This is a genomic window from Thiohalocapsa halophila, from assembly GCF_016583825.1.
Lineage (GTDB): Bacteria > Pseudomonadota > Gammaproteobacteria > Chromatiales > Chromatiaceae > Thiohalocapsa > Thiohalocapsa halophila.
Map to the genome: position 1 here is coordinate 1 of NZ_NRRV01000076.1, position 22950 is coordinate 22950.

23 protein-coding genes are annotated in these 22950 nt (G+C 68.7%); 10 read left to right on the forward strand and 13 right to left on the reverse strand.

What is annotated here, in order from left to right:
• Positions 1-415: 415 nt before the first annotated feature.
• The 3 genes from rpmG to radC form a co-directional block, all read right to left on the reverse strand.
• Positions 416-583: a 50S ribosomal protein L33 gene (gene rpmG, locus CKO31_RS21840; protein ID WP_058555420.1), complete on the reverse strand. Its 168-nt coding sequence runs from the start codon at positions 581-583 to the stop codon at positions 416-418.
• Between the two features lie 115 nt (positions 584-698).
• A complete protein-coding gene (gene rpmB / locus CKO31_RS21845; protein ID WP_200241503.1) occupies positions 699-935 on the reverse strand; it encodes a 50S ribosomal protein L28 in 237 nt (78 codons plus the stop codon).
• A 189-nt stretch (positions 936-1124) separates the two neighbouring features.
• Positions 1125-1799 carry a RadC family protein gene (gene radC / locus CKO31_RS21850; RefSeq protein WP_200241504.1) on the reverse strand — a complete coding sequence of 225 codons (675 nt, stop codon included), beginning with the start codon at positions 1797-1799 and terminating at the stop codon, positions 1125-1127.
• 182 nt (positions 1800-1981) lie between these two features.
• Here radC and coaBC point away from each other — a divergent pair, with 182 nt between their 5' ends.
• The 4 genes from coaBC to argB all read left to right on the forward strand — a co-directional run bounded on the left by coaBC (position 1982) and on the right by argB (position 7220).
• Entirely contained in the window at positions 1982-3196 is a 1215-nt protein-coding gene (coaBC, locus tag CKO31_RS21855; protein WP_200241506.1) for a bifunctional phosphopantothenoylcysteine decarboxylase/phosphopantothenate--cysteine ligase CoaBC, read from the forward strand.
• Positions 3174-3632: a dUTP diphosphatase gene (dut, locus tag CKO31_RS21860; protein WP_200241508.1), complete on the forward strand. Its 459-nt coding sequence runs from the start codon at positions 3174-3176 to the stop codon at positions 3630-3632. The genes coaBC and dut overlap by 23 nt, the downstream gene beginning before the upstream one ends.
• Positions 3633-3708: 76 nt before the next feature.
• On the forward strand, positions 3709-6306 hold the full coding sequence (locus CKO31_RS27015) for a phosphomannomutase/phosphoglucomutase (RefSeq protein WP_242475574.1): 2598 nt from the start codon (positions 3709-3711) through the stop codon (positions 6304-6306).
• 17 nt (positions 6307-6323) lie between these two features.
• Positions 6324-7220: an acetylglutamate kinase gene (gene argB / locus CKO31_RS21870; RefSeq protein ID WP_200241511.1), complete on the forward strand. Its 897-nt coding sequence runs from the start codon at positions 6324-6326 to the stop codon at positions 7218-7220.
• Here the strand turns inward: argB and CKO31_RS21875 are convergent.
• Together CKO31_RS21875 and pyrE are read right to left on the reverse strand one after the other, a co-directional pair.
• Positions 7207-8223, reverse strand: coding sequence for a DUF4124 domain-containing protein (locus CKO31_RS21875; protein WP_200241513.1), 1017 nt, complete (start codon positions 8221-8223; stop codon positions 7207-7209). The genes argB and CKO31_RS21875 overlap by 14 nt on opposite strands.
• Before the next feature lie 202 nt (positions 8224-8425).
• On the reverse strand, positions 8426-9079 hold the full coding sequence (gene pyrE / locus CKO31_RS21880; RefSeq protein WP_200241516.1) for an orotate phosphoribosyltransferase: 654 nt from the start codon (positions 9077-9079) through the stop codon (positions 8426-8428).
• 128 nt (positions 9080-9207) lie between these two features.
• Between pyrE and CKO31_RS21885 the strand changes: the two genes are divergently transcribed.
• A complete protein-coding gene (locus CKO31_RS21885) occupies positions 9208-9891 on the forward strand; it encodes a sulfite exporter TauE/SafE family protein (RefSeq protein WP_200241518.1) in 684 nt (227 codons plus the stop codon).
• A gap of 481 nt (positions 9892-10372) precedes the next feature.
• On the opposite strand, the gene CKO31_RS21890 is transcribed toward CKO31_RS21885, so the two are convergent.
• From CKO31_RS21890 to CKO31_RS21920, 7 genes are all read right to left on the reverse strand, one after another.
• Positions 10373-10699: a DUF167 domain-containing protein gene (locus CKO31_RS21890; RefSeq protein ID WP_242475575.1), complete on the reverse strand. Its 327-nt coding sequence runs from the start codon at positions 10697-10699 to the stop codon at positions 10373-10375.
• A 19-nt stretch (positions 10700-10718) separates the two neighbouring features.
• The gene (locus CKO31_RS21895; protein WP_200241520.1) at positions 10719-11294 is read right to left on the reverse strand and encodes a YggT family protein; all 576 of its coding nucleotides are present in this window, start codon (positions 11292-11294) and stop codon (positions 10719-10721) included.
• Positions 11291-12121, reverse strand: coding sequence for a pyrroline-5-carboxylate reductase (gene proC, locus CKO31_RS21900; protein ID WP_200241549.1), 831 nt, complete (start codon positions 12119-12121; stop codon positions 11291-11293). The genes CKO31_RS21895 and proC overlap by 4 nt, the downstream gene beginning before the upstream one ends.
• 138 nt (positions 12122-12259) lie before the next feature.
• The gene (locus CKO31_RS21905) at positions 12260-12973 is read right to left on the reverse strand and encodes a YggS family pyridoxal phosphate-dependent enzyme (RefSeq protein ID WP_200241551.1); all 714 of its coding nucleotides are present in this window, start codon (positions 12971-12973) and stop codon (positions 12260-12262) included.
• 91 nt (positions 12974-13064) lie between these two features.
• Positions 13065-13670: an RdgB/HAM1 family non-canonical purine NTP pyrophosphatase gene (gene rdgB / locus CKO31_RS21910; RefSeq protein ID WP_200241522.1), complete on the reverse strand. Its 606-nt coding sequence runs from the start codon at positions 13668-13670 to the stop codon at positions 13065-13067.
• Positions 13671-13708: 38 nt separating this feature from the next.
• On the reverse strand, positions 13709-14422 hold the full coding sequence (rph, locus tag CKO31_RS21915) for a ribonuclease PH (RefSeq protein ID WP_200241524.1): 714 nt from the start codon (positions 14420-14422) through the stop codon (positions 13709-13711).
• Positions 14423-14478: 56 nt separating this feature from the next.
• The gene (locus tag CKO31_RS21920) at positions 14479-15369 is read right to left on the reverse strand and encodes a serine/threonine protein kinase (protein WP_200241526.1); all 891 of its coding nucleotides are present in this window, start codon (positions 15367-15369) and stop codon (positions 14479-14481) included.
• A 211-nt stretch (positions 15370-15580) separates the two neighbouring features.
• Here CKO31_RS21920 and CKO31_RS21925 point away from each other — a divergent pair, with 211 nt between their 5' ends.
• The 4 genes from CKO31_RS21925 to CKO31_RS21940 all read left to right on the forward strand — a co-directional run bounded on the left by CKO31_RS21925 (position 15581) and on the right by CKO31_RS21940 (position 20261).
• The gene (locus CKO31_RS21925; RefSeq protein ID WP_200241529.1) at positions 15581-16447 is read left to right on the forward strand and encodes a YicC/YloC family endoribonuclease; all 867 of its coding nucleotides are present in this window, start codon (positions 15581-15583) and stop codon (positions 16445-16447) included.
• Positions 16448-16452: 5 nt separating this feature from the next.
• On the forward strand, positions 16453-17130 hold the full coding sequence (gmk, locus tag CKO31_RS21930) for a guanylate kinase (protein WP_200241532.1): 678 nt from the start codon (positions 16453-16455) through the stop codon (positions 17128-17130).
• A 345-nt stretch (positions 17131-17475) separates the two neighbouring features.
• Positions 17476-17766, forward strand: a complete 291-nt coding sequence (gene rpoZ / locus CKO31_RS21935; RefSeq protein WP_200241534.1) for a DNA-directed RNA polymerase subunit omega — start codon at positions 17476-17478, stop codon at positions 17764-17766.
• Positions 17767-18080: 314 nt separating this feature from the next.
• The gene (locus CKO31_RS21940; protein ID WP_200241537.1) at positions 18081-20261 is read left to right on the forward strand and encodes a RelA/SpoT family protein; all 2181 of its coding nucleotides are present in this window, start codon (positions 18081-18083) and stop codon (positions 20259-20261) included.
• A 97-nt stretch (positions 20262-20358) separates the two neighbouring features.
• On the opposite strand, the gene CKO31_RS21945 is transcribed toward CKO31_RS21940, so the two are convergent.
• Positions 20359-21213, reverse strand: a complete 855-nt coding sequence (locus CKO31_RS21945; RefSeq protein ID WP_200241540.1) for a pentapeptide repeat-containing protein — start codon at positions 21211-21213, stop codon at positions 20359-20361.
• Positions 21214-21394: 181 nt separating this feature from the next.
• On the opposite strand from CKO31_RS21945, the gene CKO31_RS21950 reads away from it, so the two are divergent.
• On the forward strand, positions 21395-22684 hold the full coding sequence (locus CKO31_RS21950) for an O-acetylhomoserine aminocarboxypropyltransferase/cysteine synthase family protein (RefSeq protein ID WP_200241543.1): 1290 nt from the start codon (positions 21395-21397) through the stop codon (positions 22682-22684).
• Positions 22685-22950: the final 266 nt, after the last annotated feature.

Sequence of the window (22950 nt, forward strand, 5' to 3'; positions counted from 1 at the left end):
GGCTAGGGGCTAGGGGCTGGCGCGCATGCGTTGGTGCCAACGCAATGCCGTGTAGGTTGGGTTAGCACAGCGTCGCGCGACGCTTGCGTAGTCTGTTGATTGTCGGGTTACGCTATCGCTAACGCGACTACCGGTATGGCGTCGCACCCAGTGTTAAGCTCGCTCGCCAGGCCAAAGCTTCCAGTCTAGGTGCGGCATTGGAGCCACGCTGCTACTGCGGGAGCGGCCTCCCCGCCGCGACGGCTTCCAGTGCTGAGGCGCCCCGATCTCGCGGCAAGGATGCCGCTCCCACAAGTCCAAGCGTCCTGCGTGCCCCCTGGCGGCGCGCGTCCGTCAGATTCAGGCGCGCCGCGCACGAAGAAGTCCGCGGGTGCGGGCTTTGGTGCGGCACGCTGTGGCGGTAGCGCCCGCGGGGCTATTTGATCTTGCCTTCCTTGTACATGACGTGCTTACGGGCCACCGGGTCGAATTTTTTGATTTCCATCTTCCCCGGCTGATTCCGCTTGTTCTTGGTGGTGGTGTAGAAGTGACCGGTCCCCGCGCTCGAGTTGAGGCGGATCTTTTCGCGAGCTGCCTTGGCCATGGGTGTTGCACCTCGTAAAGCGCGTTGGTGAGGGATGATGCGTGGGTAGGATGTGCAGCGCGGGTGCGCCGGCTCCGGACTGCAGAGTCCCTATCTGGGTCTCTGTCTGGGGCGCTTAGACCTTCTCGCCGCGGGCGCGCAGATCACCGAGCACTGCATCGATGCCGAGCTTGTCGATGATGCGCAGGCCTTTGGTGGAGACCCGCAGCCGCACCCAGCGCTTTTCGCTGTCCACCCAGAAGCGGTGGTAATGCAGGTTCGGCAGAAAACGCCGACGTGTCTTGTTGTGCGCGTGGGAGACGTTGTTTCCGGTCACCGGGCGCTTGCCGGTCACCTGGCAGACTTTGGACATGGCCCGAGGCTCCTGTGTGTGGTCCGCATCTTCGCCCGAGCCACGGCTCACGGCACGCGGTGCCGGCAGCGGGGCGAGCGGGACGGATCGCTGAGTATTCAGCCGCAAAGCCGGGTAGGATACCGTTATCTCGCAGCGCATTCAAGGTCTTGGGGCCTGCGCTCGGGGCTCCGGAGCAACAGTGCGGCGTCACAGCAAGCCGCGCTCGGCGAAGGACGTGCCGCCCCCCTCGCCGATGACGATGTGATCGAGCACGCGCACGTCCACCAGGGCGAGCGCGTCCTGGAGTCGCTGGGTGATGCGCACGTCGGCCTGACTCGGCTCGGCGACACCGGAAGGGTGGTTGTGCGCGAAGATCACGGCAGCGGCGTTCCAGCGCATGGCCTCGCGGACGACTTCCCGCGGATGCACGCTGGCACCGTCGATGGTGCCGCGGAAGAGCTCAAGGTATTCGATGACGCGATGGCGGTTGTCGAGGAAGAGGCAGGCGAAGACCTCGTGGGGGTGGACCCGCAGCCGGCTTTTGAGATAGTTGCGCACCGCTTCCGGGCTCGTGAGCACGTCGCGCTCGGCAATCTCTGCGCGCAGATAGCGCCGGCTCAGCTCGAGCGTCGCCCGCAGTTGCGCGTACTTGGCCATGCCCAGGCCCTTGCCGGCGGAGAACTCCGCCTGGCTCGCCGACAACAAGCCGACGAGTCCGCCGAAATCCGCGAGTAGATCCCGGGCGAGGTCGACGGCGCTGCGGCCCTGCACCCCGGTGCGCAGGAAAATGGCCAGCAGCTCCGCGTCGCTCAGTGCTTCCGCGCCTCGGGACAGGAGCTTCTCGCGGGGGCGCTCTTGCTCTGGCCAATCACTGATGGGCATGTCGGTGTCTCCCTGGCGCTGTGCTTCGGGCAAGCTTACCCGCGCGTACACGAGCCGCCAAGTATACCGGCCGAGCGGCGCGCACTCAGCGCGCTGCACGCGGCTGCATCTCTGCACCGGTGTCGACTGCGTTACAATCGCCATCCTGTCTTCTCAGTGGTCCAGCCTGTCCAGCGAGCACCGTGTCCGACGAGGGGTCACCCAAGATCCTACTGGGAGTGAGCGGCGGTATCGCCGCCTATAAAGCCCCGGAGCTGGTGCGGCGCCTGGTGGAGGCTGGAGCCGCGGTGCAGGTGGTCATGACGGCGGCGGCTGCCTCCTTCGTAACGCCGCTCACGCTTCAGGCCGTCTCGGGCCGGGCGGTGCGCACCGAGCTGCTTGCGCCTGAGGCCGAAGCCGGTATGGACCATATCGCGCTGGCGCGGTGGGCGGATGCCATCCTGCTGGCGCCGGCGACGGCACACCTCCTGGCGCGCCTGGCGCATGGCTTCGCCGATGATCTGCTCACCACGCTGGTGCTGGCGGCGACGGCACCGGTCACCATCGCGCCGGCCATGAACCACCGGATGTGGCAGCATCCGGCAACTGCGACCAACGTGGATCTGCTCGCGCAGCGCGGCTGCCGCCTGCTCGGGCCCGCCAGCGGTGCGCAGGCCTGCGGCGAGACCGGACCCGGCCGCATGTTGGAGCCGGCTGAGATTGCCGCGGCGATGCTCGATGGCGGAGCGGACCCTGCGCAGGCGCTCGCGGGAGCGTCGGTGCTCTTGACGGCGGGGCCGACGCGGGAAGCCATCGACCCCGTGCGCTATGTCGGCAACCGCAGCTCGGGCAAAATGGGCTATGCGCTGGCAGCGGCACTGGCTCGCGCCGGCGCACGGGTGACCTTGATCTCGGGACCAGTGGGCTTGCCATGCCCCGCCGGGGTGGACCGGGTGCCGGTGGCAAGCGCCGCCGAGATGCATGCGGCCGTGATGGCGCGGGTCGCCGAGTGTGACCTGTTCATCGCCGCCGCCGCCGTCGCCGACTATCGCCCGGCGGCGGCACGGTCGGCCAAGCTCAAGAAGCATGCCGAGAGCCTGACGCTGGAGCTGGTGCGCAACCCGGATATCCTGGCCGAGGTCGCGGCGCGACCGGATAAGCCCTTCACTGTGGGCTTCGCGGCCGAGACCGAGGCCGTGGAAGCGCAGGCGCGAGAGAAGCTCGAGCGCAAGGGGCTCGACATGATTGCCGCCAACCATGTCGGCGGCGCAGTCGGCGGTCTCGAAGCGGACGACAACGCCCTGTTGGTGCTCTGGCCGGGCGGTCGCCGCGCGCTGGTGCTGATGCCGAAGCCCGCGCTGGCGACGGCGCTCGTGGAAGTGATTGCGGAACGCTATGCGGCATCGACTTCAGATTAAGGTCTTGGACCCCAGGCTCGGTCGGGACTATCCATTGCCCGCCTACGCCACCGAGGGTGCCGCGGGCATGGATTTGCGCGCGCTGCCGCCAGCACCGGTGGACCTCGCGCCCGGTGCCGCGGAGCTGCTGCCCACCGGGCTGGCGGTGCACATCGCCGAGCCCGGCCTCGCCGCCATGATCCTGCCGCGCTCCGGACTCGGACACCGCCATGGCATCGTGCTAGGTAACCTGGTGGGCTTGATCGATGCCGACTATCAGGGCGAGCTGTTGATTTCCTGCTGGAACCGCGGCCGCGATCCCTTCCGTATCGAGGTCGGTGAGCGCATCGCCCAGCTGGTGCTGGTGCCGGTGGTGCACGCCGAGCTGGAGCTGGTGGACGACTTCGCCGCATCGGCGCGGGGCACCGGCGGCTTCGGTCACAGCGGACGGCTCTGACGCATGTGCCGGCGTCCAGTGCCCTTGCGTCCAAGCCGGGCAGCCTGCCCGCGGCGCCTGGAATTGGCTCCCGGCCATGGCCGGAGGCGCTGAGGTGCTCGCCCGCTCGGGCCGGACTGCGCACGCCCAGGGACTGGCCGTGCCGGACAGCATCGGCGGCTTCGGGCTCGGCACCTATTGGTTGATCGCTTACCTGGCCGCAGCCGTGGTGCTGCTGCTGTTGCTGGTGGGTGCCTCGGTGGTTTTCGGTGCCAACGAGGCGCGGCTGATGGAGCGCCACCTGCGGGCCTATTCGGGGACCGTTGTGCAGGAAATGAGCGACCGCACGGCGGCCGTTCGCAGCCGGCTGAAGCGCTGGCGCCAAGACCCGAGGCTGCAAGCGGCACTGCTGGACGGGCGTTCGCAGGTGCTGCGCGACAAGGAAGAAGAGCTGGAGCTGTTGGTGCCCGAGGCCCTGGATGTGCTGGTCTTCACCACGGAGGACGCGGCGCCGAGGGGTGCGGCCGCCCGGCGCTTGAGCTTCGCCGGGCTGGACATGGTGCAGCAGGTGCAGGACGCAGCCCGGGTCTCTCAGCTGGAGGCCCACCGAGTGCGCCGCGACGACGAGCATCTGGCCATCGCCGGGCCGGTGACCGACGCCGACGACGACCTGGTGCTCGGCGTCGTGCACATCATGCTGCCGCTGAGCCTGCTGCCCCACACCGCAGCAGAGCCCGATGCGCGGAGCCGGCTCATCTACCGCCAGCGCGTCGGCGACAGCTTGGTGGCGGTCGAGCCGAGCGATGCCCCGAAGGCGCCGGCGGGTGCGCCCTCGGTGCGGCTGCCCATCGCCGACACGCGTCTGGAGCTCTATGCCTGGGCCGAAACCTCCGGGATCTTCGGCGGCGGGCTCCTGCCGATGCTGGTCGGGCTCTATGCCCTGGCATTGGTGCTGCTGGCGGCGGCCCTTGGTCTGCCGTATCGGTCGCTGCAGCGCGGGGTCAAGGCGGACCTCGCGATGACGGTGGCGCTGGCGGAAGACGCCGCCGCCCAGCGCCCGCTGCGCAGCACCCGCGGGCACGTGCGCGAGCTGGTCGCGGCGATGGGGCTCTTGCGCCGGCCGCTGCGGGAGCTCGGATCGGTCCGTGCCGCAGTGGCAGCGAGATCCGCCGAGCAAGCCGGACCACCGGCCACCGAGGCACCGCCGGAGCAGGACCTGCCGGATCTCGATGCCGGGCTCGACGCAGAGCCGCAGGCGCTCGGCGCTGCGGTAGCCTCCGCTGGCGAGGACGACGGGGCGGCTGCCGGCGGCCAGCCGGCGGTGCCGGCCCATATCTTCCGTGCCTACGACATCCGCGGCTTGGTGGGCGCCGACCTCGACGCACAAGTGCTGCGGCTGCTCGGTCGGGCCGTGGGCAGCGAGGCGGCGGTGCAGGGTCAGCCCCTGTGCGTCGTCGCCCGCGACCAGCGCCCATCCGGGGCCGGCTTCGCCGAGGCCCTGATGGACGGCCTCGCCGAGAGCGGCTGCGACGTGCTGGATCTGGGCATCGCGCCGACGCCCCTGGCCTATTTCGCAGCCCATGACCGCGGTACGGCCAGCGCCGCCGTGGTCACCGCCAGCCACAATCCGTCGGAGTACAACGGGCTCAAGGTCGTGCTCGGCGGCCGCCCCGCCAATCAAGACCAGCTTCAGGGACTGCGCCAGCGCATCCTGCGCGGCGACTTCGGCCATGGCGAGGGGCGGCGCACGCAGCTGGAGCCGGGCGCGGACTACATTCGGGCGGTCTGCGCCGACATCAGCCTGGCGCGCCCCATGAGCCTCGTCGTCGACTGCGGCTTCGCCACCGCCAGCGGCTTGGCGCCCGCGTTGTTCCGGGCCCTGGAGTGCGAGGTCACGGAGCTGGACTGTGACATGGACACCGAGCAGGCGGCTCGGCGCAGCCTGGATCCGTCCCAGCCCAAGAATCTCTACGCCCTCGGCGACGCGGTGATCGGTGCCGGCGCGGATTTGGGGCTCGCCTTCGACGCCGACGGCGACCGCCTCGGGGTCGTGGACTCGGTCGGCAAGTTCATCGCCGCCGATCGACTGCTGATGCTGCTGGCGGCCGATATCCTGGCCCGCGCGCCGGGCAGCGATATCGTCTACGACGTCAAATGCAGTCATCATTTGGGGGCCGCGGTGCTGCATCACGGCGGCCGCCCGGTGATGTGCAAGTCCGGGCACAGCTTCATCAAGGCAAAGGTGCGCGAGCTAGGGGCGCCCCTCGGCGGCGAGCTCAGCGGCCACATCGTGTTTGCCGAGCGCTGGAACGGCTTCGACGACGCCTTCTATGCGGCAGCGCGCCTGCTGGAAGTCCTGGCGCTGGATCCCCGGCCCAGCACCGACATCTTCGCGGACTTCGCCGTCGGCATCGGCACGCCCGAGCTCTTCGTGCCGCTGGCGGCGGGTGAGGAGACGACCATCATGCAGGCCGTGCTAGGCATGGCGGACCGTCTCGACGGCGTGGATGTGAACACCATCGACGGCCTGCGCGCAGAGTTCGATCAAGGCTGGGGTCTGGTCCGCGCCTCCAACACCCAGCCGGGGCTTGTTTTCCGCTTCGAGGCGGATGACCAGACCGCGCTGGACAAGATTCAGGACCTGTTTCGGCGCATGATGGAACTAGCCGCGCCGAGCCTCGAGCTCCCGTTCTAAAGGAGGAAGCCAAAGCCATGTCCCTGCCGGAAGACCGCGCCCGCAACATTGCCCGGGTGCTCATCGAGGCCCTGCCGTACATCCGCCGCTTTGCCGGTAAGACCATGGTCATCAAGTACGGCGGCAATGCGATGGTCGAGCAGCGGCTCAAGGACGGCTTCGCCCGCGATATCGTGCTAATGAAGCTGGTAGGCCTGAATCCGGTGCTGGTGCACGGCGGCGGCCCGCAGATCGGCGAGCTGCTGGAGCGCCTCGGCAAGGCCAGCCAGTTCGTCGACGGTATGCGGGTCACCGACAGCGAGACCATGGACGTGGTGGAGATGGTGCTGGGTGGGCTCGTCAACAAAGAGATCGTCAATCTCATCAATCAGCACGGCGGCAACGCCGTCGGCCTTACCGGGAAGGACGGGGACCTGATTCGGGCGCGCAAAATGCTGCTGCGCCGCGATGCGCCAGAGCTGGCGGCACCGGAGATCATCGACTTGGGGCACGTCGGTGAGGTGGAGAGCATCGACGTTGGCGTCGTCGATATGCTGGTGGGCGGCAACTTCATCCCGGTCATCGCCCCCATTGGGGTGGGCGCCGACGGCTTCTCCTACAACATCAACGCCGACTTGGTGGCCGGAAAGGTCGCCGAGGTGTTGCATGCCGAGAAGCTCATCCTGCTCACCAACACGGCAGGCATCCTGGATGCCGAGGGTGCGCTGATGCGCGAGCTGGAGCTGAGCCGCGTCGAGGCCCTGATTGGCGACGGCGTCATCGCCGGGGGCATGCTGCCCAAGGTGCGCTGCGCGCTAGAGGCGGTGAAGGCCGGCGTGCGCGCCGCCCACATCCTGGACGGGCGGGTGGAGCACGCCGTGCTGTTGGATCTGTTCACCGACGAGGGCGTCGGCACCAAGATCAGCCCCCGCTGAGGCGGCGCTCCGGCGCCGCGCCCTGAAACCTCGCCGCGGCGGTGCCGCGGTTGCTGCTGTCGCCGTCGCCCCCCAAGGCGCTGCGAAAGCCGTTCAGTACGGCGCTGCGGGCCTCGGTCTCGCAGGCCTTCTCTTGGCCCGGCGAGTAGCTGGTGCATTGCACGTCCAGGAAGATGGATGCGCCGCCGCCGTCCTCGCGCCAGATCCGCGACACGGTCAAGGCGATATCTTCGCGCTCCTGGGGCGCCCGTGTCATGGCCAAGTCGGTGCCCAGGGACTCGATGGGCAGGGTGGCGTGGCGCTCGACATAGCTGAGCGCGCGCTGCCACAAAGCTTCGCAGCTGCGCTGGTCGTTGCACTCGACGAGATTGTCGAGGGCCGGCGGGCGTGTCGCCGTGGCCGCCTCGGGCACGTTCGACGATGGCAGATCCTTCAGCTGACGCAGGCGCTTGAGGTCGCGGTCGAACTTGCGCCGGACCTCCTGCTTTTGCTGCTCGCGCTCGACGATGGCTGCGAGCGCATCCTCGATGGCGTGCTCGGTGCCGGCGATGCGCTCCTTGAGCTCGTCCGGCACGGGCTCACCCTTGCGCTCGAGGTCGGCGGCCTCCGCGCGCAGCTTGGTGAGCCAGTCCTGCTGGCGGCGGATATTGCCCTTTTTGACCTGAATCAGGGTATCGATGTCCGAGAGATTGCCGTCTCGGGTCATGATCAGGTCATCGACGCTGTGGAAGGTGTTGAGCAGCACCCGGTCGTCGGCGCGCTGCTGCTCCAGCATACGCTGCTGCTGGGCGCGCAGGCGCGCGAGCTCGCGCTCGCGCCGGATCTGCTCGGGGGTCTTCGCCGGCGGTACGGACCGCACCGGCATGCCCTGGGGCGAGAGCTGCGTATGGCCCTTCTCGACCTCGGTAGGTGGCATCACGTCGGAATAATGGACGTTGCCCTGGTCGTCCACCCAGCGATAGAGGTGCTGAGCGTCAGTCGGCGCAGCTGCGGCCAGCAGCAATAGGCAGCAGAGGGCGCGGCCGGTACGCCCGAGATGGTACGGAGATTGGCGAGGCTGCGGGTATGGCATGGTGATCGACGAGCTTGGGCGGCCCCGGCCCCGGCCGGGCACCGCGGTACCTGTTGATACCTTAATGCACCCGCGGAGAGTCAACTGCGATGCGGCGCATGTTTTCCTGTCGTCGCGCACGCGCGGCTCTCACTCATCCAGGGGCGGCCGTGCCGTAGCGCGTCCGATACGCGGCGAGGGCGTGGTGGTGCTCGGCCAGCTCGGGATGGGCGTGCAGGTGCTCCACCAAGTCGTGCAGGGTGACGATGCTCACCGTCGCCAAGCCGAAGGTCGCGGCGATCTCGGCGGTGGCCGACTGCTCGCCGGCGCCCCGCTCGCAGCGATCGAGCGCGATCAGCACGCCGGCCGGGATGGCGCCGGCGGCTTGAATGTGCGCTACCGACTCGCGCACCGAGGTGCCGGCGGTAATGACGTCGTCGACGATGAGCACGCGCCCGGCGAGCGGGCTGCCGACGATGCTGCCGCCCTCGCCATGGTCCTTGGCCTCCTTGCGGTTGAAGGCGAAAGGCAGATCCTGGCCGTGGTGCTCGGCGAGGGCGATGGCGGTGCACGCCGCCAGCGGTATACCCTTGTACGCGGGCCCGAACAGCATGTCCACGGCGAGCCCGGAGCGCATCAGTGCCGCTGCGTAGAAGCCCCCGAGCCGGGCCAGCCCGCTGCCGGTGCTGAAGGCGCCGGCGTTGAAGAAGTAGGGGCTCTTGCGGCCGGACTTGAGGGTGAAATCCCCGAATCGCAGGACGCCCGTGGCGATGGCGAATTCCAGGAGCTCGCGCTGATAGTCGTGCATGCGATGCGCTCTCGATTGCTTGTGGTTGTCGCAGCGGTTGACGCCGGTGCTCGGCGGCGGCCGCCGCCATGCGGTGCAGGGCGTTGCGCTGCCAGCCGCCATGCTAACGCGCCGCGGGAGCTTGGAACATGCTGACCTCGCTGGCCACCGCCTTCGTCGTGGGCCTCCTGGGCGGCGTGCACTGTGTCGGCATGTGCGGGGGAGTGGTCTCCATGCTGACCCTCGGCATCGACCCGGCGCGCCGTGGCCGCCTGACGTCGGTGCTGCCGCTGCAATTGGGCTACAACCTGGGGCGTGTGGCGGGCTATGGCTTGGCGGGTGCGCTGGCGGGCGGCGTCGGGGCGCTGCTGGCGCAGTCCGGCGTGCTCTACTGGGGCCAGCGCACCCTCTATGGGCTGGCGGGAGTGGTGATGATCGCGCTGGGGCTCTACCTGGGCGGTTGGTGGCGCGGGCTGGCGGTGGTGGAGCGCGCCGGCACCGGGCTCTGGCGGCGCATCGAGCCCATCGGGCGCCGACTGCTGCCCATCCGCAGCTTCCCGCAGGCGCTGGCGGTGGGGCTGGTGTGGGCCTGGCTGCCATGCGGCCTCGTCTATAGCGTGCTGATCCTGGCGCTGGGGGCCGGCTCGCCGGTGCAGGGGGCCTTGCTGCTGCTCGCCTTCGGCCTCGGCACCCTGCCGAACCTGCTTGGCATCGGTTTGCTGGCGGGGGCGGCCGCGCGTTACCTGGAGGCGGTCTGGCTGCGCCGGGCGGCGGGGCTCCTGGTCATGGGCTTCGGCGTATATGCCCTCTGGCAGCTGCTCGCGACGAGGTGAGCACTCGGCTGCGGCAGGCGAGCCGAGCGCTTTCGATCGACAGGCGTCTGTTGGCTCCACACCGCTGGACGTCTGCTTTCGGCTTCCACCGCACGTGGCTTCCGGCCGCCTGTCGATCGAACTGGAAGCCGAAGCGCTTCAGGCGCTGCGATCCGAGGCTGCAATGTTCACACCTGAGCCAAGTGCAATCATGGCGTTGGCGCATAAAGGGAGGAGCGGAGCCACGAGAAGCGGGATCAGATCCGAGGAGCAGGGTCTCACGTCGCACATGATCGGTACGACGGGCGATTTTCCGGCGTTAAATGTGAGAGCTGTCCCCCCATCCCCCCGCCTCAGTTGGCGAAGCCTCGCTGCGACTGCGCATTTTCTGCCACTTGCGCGGGCGCTGTTCTGCGCGGCTCCAAGACATCTCTCGCTGTAGACGTGAGCGTCGTCTTAGCTCTGTGTCTGGGTTGCGCGTCGCTCGGCGGCTGGTGATGGGTTAATGGTCTGCGGTGTGAGCCATCGCTTTCGGCAGCATCTGTGGCGCCTCGATGGCGACTAGCTTGGAGCGCCCGTGCTCGCCGAGCACCACGCGCACGCGCCCCTTCGGCACGCCGAAGGCTTTTGCCAGGAAAGCGACGAGGGCCGCATTGGCCTTGCCGTCCACCGGTGGTGCCTTGATGCGCATCCGCAGCTCGTCGCCGAGGGGCTCGCCGAAGGCATTCTCGCGTGCCCGCGGCTGTACGCGAAGCGCCAGCCGCAAGGTGTGGCCCTGCCAGGAGTACCAGCTCAGGGGGTTAGCGCTCCCTGGATTGGGCGGGGGCAAGGCATAGTCCGACAGGGGCTCAGAAGGGGCTCCCGGTCAGGGCCCGCAGGGGTGGCAGCAGTAGCATCTGCAGCAGCACCAAACCGACCATCGCTACCATCGGCGACAGATCGATGCCGCTGATGGGCGGTACCAGCCGCTGCGCCGGCTCCAGGATCGGGTCCGTCAGCCGGTTCAGGAGCTCGACGGCCGGATTGAAGGGGTCGGGGCTCAGCCAGCTCAGGATGACGCGGATCAGGATGGCGAACAGGAAGATGCTGATGATGAGGCTCACCAGCGCCGGAATCGCCCAGGCGAGGGCCAAGAGCAGATTGCGGTCGAGGCCGAACAACAGCGCCAGTAGCGCCAGCTCTACGGATTTCAGCAGCCAGGCGAGGAGCAGAGAAGCGGTGTCGACGCCGGCGTAGCCCGGGATCAGCTTGCGCATCGGCCGCAGCACGGGCGATGTGAGGGTCACGACGAACTGCGAGACCGGGTTGTAGAAATCCGCCCGCACCCATTGCAGCAGAAAGCGGATCATCACCAGGGCGATGTACAGCCCGAACAGGGTCTTGACCAGAAAGATCAGGGGGTTGGTGAAGTAGGCTTCGGTCATGCGTCGGCTCCCAGCAATTGCGACAGCTCCTGTGCACGGGCGCGGGCGGCGGCGACGGCGCGGGCCAGCAGGGGCTCCAGCCCGCCGTCGGTGAGGGTGCCGAGCGCGCGCTCGGTGGTGCCCCCCGGCGAGGTGACGCGCCGGCGCAGCTCCGCCGGCGATTCGTCGCTCTCCACCGCCATGCGTGCAGCGCCGAGCGCCGTTTGGATGGCGAGCAGCCGCGCGGTGTCCGCGTCCAGACCCTCGGCCGTTGCGGCCTGCTCAAGGGCTTCCATGAACAGAAAGAAATAGGCCGGACCACTGCCGGAGACGGCGGTGACGGCGTCCAGGTCCGCCTCGGTGTCCACCCAGCGCGTGAGTCCGCCGGCGCGCAGGATTTCTTCCGCCAGATTGCGCTGGGCAGCGGTGGCTGCCGCATTGGCATGCAATCCGATGGCCCCGGACTGCACCAGCACGGGCGTATTGGGCATGCTGCGCACCAGGGGCGTCTCGCCACCGAGCCAGCTGCAAATGGCGGCTTCCGTGACCCCGGCCATCACCGAGATCACCAGCGGTGCCGGCCGTTGTAGGTGCGGTGCCAAGGCGCGGCAGACCTCGGGGGCCGCCTGCGGCTTGACCGCGAGCACGATGACCTCGGCGGCAGCAGCCGCGGCGGCGTTGTCATCGGTGGTGTGAACGCCATAGGTCTCGGCGAGCCGGCTTCGCACCTCGGCGACGGGATCGCTGACGGTCAACGCACCCGGCTCATGGTCGTCGGCGATGAGGCCGGCGACCAGGCTGCGGGCCATGTTGCCGCCGCCGATGAAGGCGATGCGGGTCTGACTCAGTGACATGCTGTGGCAGGCCTCCGTGTGGTGGCTCGGAAATGGATGGCTCGGTCGTCTTTGCAAGACGCGGTGGCGCCGGCTTGTGTGCCATCGCCCATGCGCGGCCCCCGGTGTTGTCCGGGTCTCCTGCGGGGCGGCTCAGGCTCCAACGGCCGGCGGGCGCGGACCGAAGACGGCGGTGCCCACGCGCACCATTGTAGCGCCCTCGGCGATGGCCGCTTCCAAGTCGGCGGTCATACCCATGGACAGCGTGCTGAGCGGCAGGTCCGGTGTTGCCAGCCGGTCGCGCAGTGCGCGCAGCGCTGCAAAGGGCCGGCGTTGGGTCGCCAGGTCTTCCGCAGGTGCCGGCAGCGTCATCAGGCCCGCCACGGCGATGCCCGAGAGCGCCCGGCAGGCGTCGATCAGCGCCGCCGCCTCCTCGGGTGGAAGGCCGGCCTTGCTCGCCTCGCCGCTCAGATTGACCTGCACGCAAACCTGAAGCGGCGGGGCGCCGGCAGGGCGCTGGGCCGCGAGCCGGCGTGCGTGCTTGCTGTCGCAGAGGCTGTGCAGCCAATCGAAATGGGCGGCGATGTCGCGCGTCTTGTTGGTCTGTACCCGGCCGACAAAGTGCCAGAGGAGCGGCAGATCGGCGAGCACGGCCTGCTTGTCCAGGGCCTCCTGCACATAGCTCTCGCCGAAGGCCGTCTGCCCCGCCGCATGGGCAGCGTTGATCCGCTCGGCGCCCTGGACCTTGCTCACCGCCAGCAGTGCGACGCTGCCCGGCGGGCGTCCGTAGCGTGCCTCGGCGGCAGCGATGCGCTCGCGCACGCGGGCCAGGTTGTCGGCGATGCGGTTGGCGAGCTCGGTGTCCATGGTGTCGGGCTGGCAGGAAGAATCGGAGCGGGTGGCCATAGCGGGCTCGGGCTCGGGCTGGCGCTGCGGCGATGGCAGGCGCGCGCCGCGCTCAGGCCGCGGCGGTCAGCTCGGCCACCAGGGCCCGCAGGGCCTGGCCGCGGTGGCTCAGGGCGTTCTTGGTTTCTGAATCCAGCTCCGCGGCCGTGCACTGGTGCGTGGGCACGAAGAACAGCGGATCGTAGCCGAAGCCGTTGCTGCCGCGGGGCTCGCGCAGGATGCCGCCCTCCCAGGTGCCGATGCAGATGAGCGGCGTTGGGTCCCGCGCATGGCGCAGGTAGACCATGACGCATTGATAGCGCGCGCTGCGCGCGGCGTCCGGCACGTGCGCCAGCGCGGCCAGCAGCTTGGCGTTGTTGGCCTCGTCATCGGCCCCGGCATAGCGGGCTGAGTAGATGCCGGGTGCGCCGTCCAGGGCATCCACTTCGATACCGGAGTCGTCGGCAATGGCCGGCAGAGCGCTGCCGGCGGCCGCATGGCGGGCCTTGAGGATGGCGTTCTCGACGAAGGTGAGGCCGGTCTCCTCGGCCTCGTCGATGTCGAAATCCCGCTGCGGCAGTACCTGCATGCCCGCGTCGGCCAGCAGCTGGCCGATCTCGCGCACTTTACCCGGGTTGTTGCTGGCGAGCACGATTCGAGCGGGCTGGGCGGCGGACATGGCTGGCTCCTGTTGGTGGTGGGGTCGAGGTCGGCCGATCAGGCGAGCACGGCGCGCTGGGCGGCCACGAGCTGCGTGATGCCGACGGCGGCCAGGTCCAGCATGGCGTCGAGCTCCGCGCGGGAGAAGGCGACACCCTCCGCGGTGCCCTGAACCTCGATGAGGCCGCCGTCGGCATTCATGACGACGTTCATGTCCGTCTCCGCGGTACTGTCCTCCGCGTAATCCAGATCCAGCACGGGCGTGCCGGCGAACACGCCCACCGAGATGGCCGCCACCTGGCCCAGCAGGGGCCAGGTCTCCAGCAGCCCGGCGTCGCGCAGCTGCGCCAGGGCGTCGTGCAGGGCGACCCAGGCGCCGGTAATCGCGGCGGTGCGCGTGCCGCCGTCGGCTTGCAGGACGTCGCAGTCCAGCGTGACGGTGCGCTCGCCGAGCGCCGGGAGGTCCGTCGCCGCCCGCAGGGCGCGGCCGATGAGCCGCTGGATCTCCAGCGTGCGCCCGCCCTGCTTGCCGCGGGCGGCCTCCCGGGCCGTGCGCTCATGGGTGGCGCCCGGGAGCATGCCGTACTCCGCCGTCACCCAGCCCTGGCCGGCGCCGCGCAGGAAGGGAGGCACCCGTTCCTCGATGCTGGCGGTGCAGAGCACGCGGGTGGCCCCGAACTCGGCGAGCACGGAGCCTGCGGCGTGCTGGGTCCAGCCGCGGCTGAGGCGTACCGGGCGGATTTCGTCGGGAGCGCGCTGGGATGGGCGCATGGATGGCGGTCCTCTGGTGTTGGTGGATGCTGGTGCTCGCCGTCGTCGGTGCGGTCTCAGGCGACGTTGGCGACGGCGGCGTGGCGGCGCATGGTCGCTAGCATAGCGGCGGCGTCGCCGGGTCGCGCCTCCGGCGCCAGCGACATACTGCGGTCGATGAGCTCCAGCAGCCAGTGGGGATAGGTCGACCCATACGCTGCCACGGCGGGCTGCAGGGTGTCGCCCTTGAGGCGCTCCGGCGCCGGCGGCGGCGCCTTGCCATCGATGCAGCAGCGCAGCGAGGCGCCGACGGCATAGACGTCCGTCCAGGGGCCCACCTTGCCGCCGTGGCGGTATTGCTCCGGCGGTGAATAGCCGGCGGTGACGACATTGCTCGCGGTGCTGCCGCCGACGGTCAGCAGCTGCGCCGCTCCGAGGTCCAGCAGCAGTGGATCATGGCCGCTGCGCAGATGAATATTGCCCGGTTTCACGTCCAGATGAAGCATGGCCCGGGTGTGCATGCTGCGCAAAGCGTCCAGCAAGGGCACGAAGATGCGGGTTATGAGCGTAGTGCTCAGCCCGCCGCCGCGCTCGTGCACGAATTGGCCGAGGTTTCGGCCGCGCTGGTGCTGCATGACGATGTAGCCCGTGTCGTTGCGCATGATGAGGTTTAGCACGGCGACGATATGCGGATGCGCCAGAGACGCCATGACCTTGGCCTCCTGGAAGAACAGCCGCCGGCTGCGGTAGAGCCCTTCGCGGTACTTGTCGTCCACCGGCAGCAGGCGGCCGTCGCTGTGGCGCTGGGCCAGGCGCTTGGGCATGAGCTCCTTGATGACGACCTCGTCGCCTGTTTCCTCGTCTTCGGCCAGGTAGATAAGGCTGAACCCGCCTTTGCCGATGGTGTCAACGATGCGGTAGCAGTCGAGTCGGGTGCCGGGCTCGAGGCTGTGGCGGGCGCGTGGCATGCGGGCTTTGGGCTGCTTGCTGGGCGCCCGGCGTCCTGCGGCGCTGAGATTGGGAGATCCGGGTCTGGACCGGCGGGGCGGAACGGGGGGTACGGACCCCGGGGTGCGGTCGCGGACGGACCAGCGACAGCCTATCCCCGGTATGATAGCGGCTCAAGCCTCGCGCCGCGCCCTGCGGGGCGTGCCGCCAAGCCAACGCCAGAGGTGCGCGATGACCCGCAGCATGACCGCCTTCGCCCGCGCCAGCAGCAGCACCGAGGTGGGAGAGCTCACCTGGGAGCTGCGCTCGGTGAATCATCGCTTTCTGGAGCCCCATCTGCGGCTGCCGGAGGAGCTGCGCGCGCTGGAGACGCCGGTGCGCGAGCGCCTTGCGGCCCGGCTGGCCAGGGGCAAGGTGGACTGTACTCTGCGCTTCGTGCCCGGCGGCGAGAGCGCCGGCGGGCTCAAGGTCAATCGCCGGCTGTTGGAGCAGGTGCTGGCCGCCGCGGATGAGATCGCGACCCGTATCGGCGAGCCCGCCACGCCGCACGTGCTGGATCTCCTGCGCTGGCCCGGCCTGCTGGAGGAGCCGCAGCAGGATCCGGATGCGGTGTCCGCGGCGGCGCTGAGCCTGCTGGAGCAGACCTTGGACAGCCTCGTGGCCAACCGCGAGCGTGAAGGGGCCAGGCTCCAGGCGTTGCTGCTGGAGCGTTGCGACAAGCTCGGCGGCTTGGTGCAGGGGGTGCGCGCGCGCATGCCCCAGGTACTGGAGGGGGTGCGCACCCGCATCCGCGAGCGCCTGTCGGAGGTCGCCGCCGAGCTGGATCCGACGCGCCTGGAGCAGGAGATCGCGCTGGTGGCCCAACGGCTCGACGTGGACGAGGAGATGGACCGCCTCGGCGTGCACCTGGACGAGGTCCGCAAGGCCCTAGAAGGCGACACGCCGGTGGGCCGGCGGCTGGACTTCCTGATGCAGGAGCTCAACCGCGAGGCCAACACCCTGAGCTCCAAATCCGCCGACGCCGACACCACCCATGCCGCGGTGGAGATGAAAGTGCTCATCGAGCAGATGCGCGAGCAGGTGCAGAATCTGGAGTAATGACCATGGCGCACTCGCAAGCTCCCCGCTCCGAGCCTACCGACGCCGGGGGCGCGGCGGGGGCCGACCCCGGCCTGTTGTTCGTCGTATCCGCCCCGTCGGGCGCAGGCAAGACCAGCCTGGTGAAGGCGCTGCTGGAAGTGGAGCCGTCGCTGCAGCTGTCGGTGTCTTATACGACCCGGCCGCCGCGTGAGGGGGAGGAAGACGCTGTCCACTATCACTTCATCGATGCCCCCACATTCGAGCGCATGGCCGAGGCCGGTGAGTTCGTCGAGTATGCGCGGGTCTTTGGTAACGCCTATGGCACCGCGGCGGCCACCCTGCGGGAGCGCTTGGACGCGGGTGCGGACCTGCTGTTGGAGATCGATTGGCAGGGGGCCCGGCAGGTGCGCGCACGCTTTCCGGAGGCCATTAGCGTGTTCGTCGCCCCTCCGTCCCTGGATGCGCTGGAGGCGCGCCTGCGCGGGCGCGGCAAGGACAGCCAAGACGTCATCGCCGCCCGCATGGCCCGCGCTCGGGACGAGCTGAGCCACCATGGCGAATACGACTACCTGGTGCTGAACGACGACTTCGCCGTGGCACTCGGGGAGCTGCGTGCCGTCGTCACCGCCGAGCGTCTGCGCGAGTCGCGTCAAGCCAAGCGCCATGCGGCGGCCCTCGCCGCGATGCTGGCCGAGGACTGATTCCGTGTAAAGACGCGCCCCACAGCTTCTCCCCAAAGGTGCTACCGAGCTCCACCGGCTAGCACAGCCCGGCCCCGAGCGAGCCTTCGCCCGCACCGGGCTTCCCCGAATCCTCGCCGCCTACGCGCCGCTGGCGCCGGGCCTGGCGCGGGCCAGCGGGCGGCTTTTCTGGTATGGTTGAATGCCTTCCGTCGGAGGCCTTCGCTTGCGCAGCAGCCCGCGCGCAAGCTGGCCCAACCCCTTGTACTGCCGGGGGCTCACGACAATCTTTGTAGGTATACGCCACCGGCCGCGGCGGACCTGCCGCCGGTCACGGCGTCATTTAACCCGATCAGGAGAGCCTGCATGGCCCGTATCACCGTCGAGGACTGCCTCGGACACATCGACAACCGCTTCGATCTCGTGCTTCTGGCCTCGAAGCGCGCGCGCCAGCTCGCCAATGGCGTGGAGCCCATGCTGCCGTGGGAGAACGACAAGCCCACCGTGATGGCACTGCGCGAGGTCGCCGACGGTGTGGTCAAGCCGGAGACCCTCGCCGAGGCGGACCGTGCGGCTGCCGATGCCGCCGAAGCGCTGGAGAAGGCGTTGGCCGAAGAGCTCGGCATGCGCGACGGCGAGGACGAAGAGTCCGCCTGAGTCGTGTCACACGAGGAGCCAGGCGAGGGTTGGCAAGCCATGCCCAAAGCCGCTGTGCCCAAAGTCGCTGTGCCCAAAGTCGCTGAGGCCACTGCAACGCCGGCGCTTCGCTCGGCGCATCGACGCGCGCCCGCCACCTTGCCCCTGGGCCGAATCCGCCGCAGGCAGGCGTTATGAGCACACCGGTCGCCCGCATCAGCGCTCCGCTGCTGGCGGCCGAGGGAGCGGCAGACGCCCCGGAAGCGACGCGCGCTGACGCAGCTCCAGAGGTGCGCTCCGGGTCGGGCGGAGACGATACCCGAGCGCGCCCGCCGATGCCGCCGAAAGCCGGGCGCACAGGCAGGCCCGCAACCGAGACCAAGGCACGCAAGCCGCGCTATCTAATCAGCGATCTATGCGCGGACCTGGACGCTTACCTGGCGCCGGAGCAGGTCTCTGAGGTCTATCGTGCGTATCTCTACGGCGCCGAGGCCCATGCCGGGCAGCAGCGCCAATCCGGCGAGCCCTACATCTACCACCCCATCGCGGTGGCGCGCATCCTCGCCGAGCTGCGCATGGATCACAAATGCTTGGCGGCGGCGATCCTGCACGACGTGCTGGAGGACACGGGCAAACCCAAGTCCGAGCTCGCCGCGCTCTTCGACGACGAAGTCGCCGAGCTGGTGGACGGCGTCAGCAAGCTGACGCAGATCGACTTCCCCTCTCGCGCCGAGGCCCAGGCGGCGAACTTCCGCAAGATGATGCTGGCGATGACCCGCGATATCCGGGTCATCCTCATCAAGCTTGCCGACCGGCTGCACAACATGCGCACCCTCGGCGTCATGGCGCCGGAGAAGCGCCGGCGCATCTCCCGCGAGACGCTGGAGATCTATGCCCCCATCGCCAACCGGCTCGGCATCAACAGCCTGCGGCTGGAGCTGGAGGACCTCGGGTTTCGCCACCTCTGGCCTTGGCGTCATCAGGTGCTCGAGGCTGCCGTGCGCCGCGCGCGCCAGCACCAGCGCGAGCTGGTGTCCAATGTCGAGACCGCCGTGCGCCGTCGTCTGCATCAGGAAGGCATCGATGCGGACGTCTTCGGCCGTGAGAAGCACCTCTTCAGCATCTATCGCAAGATGCAGGAGAAGGCGAAGTCCTTCAAAGAGCTCGTTGACGTGTTCGCGTTCCGGGTGGTGGTGGAGCGCGTGGACGATTGCTACCGGGCGCTGGGTCAGGTGCACAACCTCTACAAGCCGGTGCCGGGCAAGTTCAAGGACTACATCGCCATCCCCAAGTCCAACGGCTACCAGTCGCTGCATACGGTGCTGGTGGGCCCCCAGGGGGCGCCCATCGAGGTGCAGATCCGCACCCGGGACATGCACCGCATCGCCGATGCCGGCATCGCCGCGCACTGGCTCTACAAGAACGCCGCGGAGGGCGTCGGCGCCAAGGCGCTCGCCGACGATTGGCTCCAGAATCTGCTGGAGATGCAGCGCGACTCCGGCGACTCCCAGGAGTTCTTGGAGCATGTGAAGATCGACCTCTTCCCGGACGAGGTCTATGTCTTTACGCCCAAGGGCCGGATCCTGGTGCTGCCGAAAGGCGCGACCGTCGTCGATTTCGCCTACGCCATCCACTCCGACGTGGGCAATACCTGTGTCGCCGCACGCATCGATCGACGGCTCTCACCCTTGCGCTCGGTGCTGCGCAGCGGCCAGACGGTGGAGATCATCAACGCCCCGGGCGCCAAGCCCAACGCGGCCTGGCTCAACTTCGTGGTCACAGGCAAGGCGCGGGCCAATGTGCGCGGGTACTTGAAGAACCTCCAGGCGCAGGAGGCGGAAGCCTTGGGCAAGCGGATGCTGAACGCCGAGCTGGCGCGTTTCGGGCTCGACGTGGACAGCGTCGGCGAGTCCGTCATCGGCGTCTACGCCCGGGAAGTGCATCTAGACACGCCGGCGGCCCTGTTCGCCGAGATCGGCCTCGGCAACCGCCTGCCGCTGCTGGTCGCCCGTCGTCTCGCCGGCGTCGACGGCACCGGCGCCCAGACCGAGGTGCCGGAGGAAGGCAGCCCGCGGCGGCTCGCCATTCGCGGCACCGAGGGCATGGTGGTGAACCTGGCGCGCTGCTGCCGACCCATCCCGGGCGATGCCATCACCGGGCTCTTCAGCCCCGGCAAGGGCATCGTCGTCCACCGCTGCGAGTGCCGGAATCTCGGTGAGTTTCAGTCCAAGCGGGATAAATGGCTGGAGGTGGAATGGTCGGATGACCCCAAGGCCGAGTTCCAGACCGAGATCCGCGTAGAGGTCGGCAACCGCCGGGGTGCGCTGGCGACCATTGCCGCCGCCATCGCCGAGCAGGGCTCCAACATTGAATATGTGAACTCCCGCGAGAAGGACGGCGTCACCTCGACGCTGGACTTCACCATCAACGTCCACAGCCGTGCGCACCTGGCCACCATCATGCGCCGGCTCCGGCAGATCCCGCTGGTGGTGCGCATCAGCCGCCTCGCGCGCTGAGCTCAGGCGCCCTGAGGTCGGGCAAGCATTGCTCGCCAACGCCGCGCCCATATCCGTCCGTAGCCGGGGCCGCCGCCAGGCGGCCCGACCATCCGGCTCACCGGAGATTTTTCTTGTAGCTCGGGATACTGGCGTTCAAGGCCTTGGAGAAGTTGGCGAACTCCATGGTCACGCTCGCGAGCTCCACGCCGCGGAAATCCGCACCCGTCACGTTTGCGCCCCGCAGGATGGCCCCGCCGAGCACGGCACCGGAGAAATCCACGTCCGTCAGGTTGGCGTTGCGGAAGTTGGCGTCCTGCGCCGCGGCGTTGGTGAAGAGGGCGCTGCGCAGGTCCGCGCCTTCGAAGTTGGCTAGGTTCACCACCGTGAAGCCGCCGGGCTGCGCGCTGGTGAGGTCCGCATCGTGCATGCTCGCGCGCACCAGGTTGGCATCGTTCAGGTGACAATCCCGCAGGTCCGCCCCGCACAGATTGGCCTCGCGCAGGTTCGCCTGAATGAACAGTGCCCTGGTGGCGGAGACATGGCAGAGATTGCTGCCGGAGAAATCCGTGCCGCGCATGTCCGCCGCCGTCAGCTTGGCCTGCTGCAGGTTGGCGCTGCGGATCTCGGCATTGCGCAGGTCCGCGCCTTCGAGATTGGCGCCGCGCAGGCTCGCACCGGACAGCACTGCCGCCTGCGCGGGCCGGTCTGAGCCCGCTCGCACCCGCGACAGATCGGCGCCGGTGAGGTCGGCGTTGTTCAGGTGTGCGCTCAGCAGCACCGCGCCGCGCAGGGTGGCGCCTGAGAGATCGGCGTCCACCAGGTCGCTGAACTCCAAGTTGGCGCCGCTGAGATCCGCCTCCGTCAGGTCCGCGCCGTTGAGGCGCATGTCGCGCAAATCTGCGCCGGCGAGACTGTCTCCATCGATGGTGGTGAGCACCTCACCCGTGTCTTTGTGCTTGATATCGATCATCGTCCGGGTCCCCGTTATGTCCTCCTCCATCACAGGAATCTAGCACAGCGCCCTGTGCCTGCGATGCCCCTGAGGGCCCTGCCGCCATGCGCTATGCTAAGCGGCCCTTCCGCCCGGGCGAGTGGCAGGCTGCCCCGATGGCGATAGGACACCACCAAGCACCAACACCGAGGAGTGGACCATGAAGATCGAGACCAAGGCCATCCACGCCGGCTTCCAGCCAGACCCCACCACCAAGTCCGTGGCCACGCCCATCTACCAGACCACCAGCTACGCCTTCGACGACACCCAGCACGGCGCGGACCTGTTCGACCTCAAGGTCCAGGGCAACATCTACACCCGCATCATGAACCCCACCAGCGATGTGCTGGAGCAGCGGGTGGCGGCCATGGAGGGTGGCGTGGGTGCGCTGGCGTTGGCGTCGGGCATGTCGGCGGTGACCTACTCGATCTTTACCATCGCCGAGGCGGGCGACAACATCGTCGCCACCACCACCCTCTACGGCGGCACTTATAACCTCTTCGCACACACGCTGCCGCGGCTCGGCATCGAGGTGCGCATGGTCGCCCCCAACGACATCGACGCCATGGCGGCGAAGATCGACGGAAAGACCAAGGCGGTCTTCTGCGAGTCCATCGGCAATCCGGCGGGCAACGTGGCGGACCTGAAGGCCATCGCCGACATGGCCCACAGCCACGGCGTGCCGGTGATCGTCGACAACACCGTGCCGAGCCCGTACCTGTGCCGGCCCTTCGAGCACGACTGCGACATCGTCGTGCATGCGCTCACCAAGTACATGGGCGGCCATGGCACCACCATCGGCGGCGTGCTGGTGGACTCCGGCAAATTCCCCTGGGCGCAGCACGCCGAGCGCTTCTCGATGCTGAACGAGCCGGATGTGTCCTACCATGGCGTGGTCTACACCGAGGCGCTTGGGCCGGCGGCCTATATCGGCCGCGCCCGGGTGGTGCCGCTGCGCAACATGGGCAGTGCCATTTCGCCGTTTAACAGCTTCCTGGTGCTCCAGGGCATCGAGACCTTGCCCGTGCGCATGGACCGCCACTGCGAGAACGCACTCAAGGTCGCCGAATACCTGAAGGCCCACGACAAGGTGGAATGGGTGCGCTACGCGGGCCTGCCGGACAGCCCGGACTATCCGCTGGTACAAAAGTACATGGACGGCGGCAAGGCCAGCTCCATTCTCTCCTTCGGCATTCGATCAGGGAAAGGGGGCGGCCGCGAGGCCGGCGCCCAATTCATCGACGCCCTCCAGCTCGCCGTGCGCCTGGTGAATATTGGCGACGCCAAGACCCTGGCCTGCCATCCGGCGACCACGACCCATCGCCAGCTCTCCGCCGACGAGCTTGCCAGCGCCGGCGTCTCCGAGGACCTGGTGCGGCTCTCCATCGGCATCGAGCACGTCGACGACATCATTGCGGACCTGGATCAGGCGTTGGCGGCGGCGGGATAACCGCGGCGTGACGGATGTCGTTCCGCGGCGATGGCTGAGTCGGCGTATTCGTGAGCCAAGGCAGGCGGGCGACACCACGGCCTCTACCGGCGCTATCGTGATGACCCTGAGCACTTGCGAGCGGCCGGAAAAGGGGTCAGTGCGGCCTGGCAAGGCCGCGTGTTCTAGCGGGTGAGAGTCCCGCCTGGGTAATCGTGAGCCGCGAGCCCAGTATCGAGCCTTGCGGCGCGGGTGGTAACAGCCGTGTCGATGCGTAGGCCAGATAA

Coding starts and splice junctions, on each gene's coding strand:
- CKO31_RS21905 (WP_200241551.1), bottom strand. CDS start 12,973: ATGGACACCGAGCTCGCCAACCGCATCGCCGACAACCTGGCCCGCGTG.
- gmk (WP_200241532.1), top strand. CDS start 16,453: ATGGCGCACTCGCAAGCTCCCCGCTCCGAGCCTACCGACGCCGGGGGC.
- CKO31_RS21920 (WP_200241526.1), bottom strand. CDS start 15,369: ATGCCACGCGCCCGCCACAGCCTCGAGCCCGGCACCCGACTCGACTGC.
- CKO31_RS27015 (WP_242475574.1), top strand. CDS start 3,709: ATGGCCGGAGGCGCTGAGGTGCTCGCCCGCTCGGGCCGGACTGCGCAC.
- rpoZ (WP_200241534.1), top strand. CDS start 17,476: ATGGCCCGTATCACCGTCGAGGACTGCCTCGGACACATCGACAACCGC.
- rpmB (WP_200241503.1), bottom strand. CDS start 935: ATGTCCAAAGTCTGCCAGGTGACCGGCAAGCGCCCGGTGACCGGAAAC.
- rpmG (WP_058555420.1), bottom strand. CDS start 583: ATGGCCAAGGCAGCTCGCGAAAAGATCCGCCTCAACTCGAGCGCGGGG.
- argB (WP_200241511.1), top strand. CDS start 6,324: ATGTCCCTGCCGGAAGACCGCGCCCGCAACATTGCCCGGGTGCTCATC.
- CKO31_RS21895 (WP_200241520.1), bottom strand. CDS start 11,294: ATGACCGAAGCCTACTTCACCAACCCCCTGATCTTTCTGGTCAAGACC.
- radC (WP_200241504.1), bottom strand. CDS start 1,799: ATGCCCATCAGTGATTGGCCAGAGCAAGAGCGCCCCCGCGAGAAGCTC.
- CKO31_RS21945 (WP_200241540.1), bottom strand. CDS start 21,213: ATGATCGATATCAAGCACAAAGACACGGGTGAGGTGCTCACCACCATC.
- rph (WP_200241524.1), bottom strand. CDS start 14,422: ATGCGCCCATCCCAGCGCGCTCCCGACGAAATCCGCCCGGTACGCCTC.
- pyrE (WP_200241516.1), bottom strand. CDS start 9,079: ATGCACGACTATCAGCGCGAGCTCCTGGAATTCGCCATCGCCACGGGC.
- CKO31_RS21950 (WP_200241543.1), top strand. CDS start 21,395: ATGAAGATCGAGACCAAGGCCATCCACGCCGGCTTCCAGCCAGACCCC.
- rdgB (WP_200241522.1), bottom strand. CDS start 13,670: ATGTCCGCCGCCCAGCCCGCTCGAATCGTGCTCGCCAGCAACAACCCG.
- dut (WP_200241508.1), top strand. CDS start 3,174: ATGCGGCATCGACTTCAGATTAAGGTCTTGGACCCCAGGCTCGGTCGG.
- CKO31_RS21940 (WP_200241537.1), top strand. CDS start 18,081: ATGCCGCCGAAAGCCGGGCGCACAGGCAGGCCCGCAACCGAGACCAAG.
- CKO31_RS21925 (WP_200241529.1), top strand. CDS start 15,581: ATGACCCGCAGCATGACCGCCTTCGCCCGCGCCAGCAGCAGCACCGAG.
- CKO31_RS21885 (WP_200241518.1), top strand. CDS start 9,208: ATGCTGACCTCGCTGGCCACCGCCTTCGTCGTGGGCCTCCTGGGCGGC.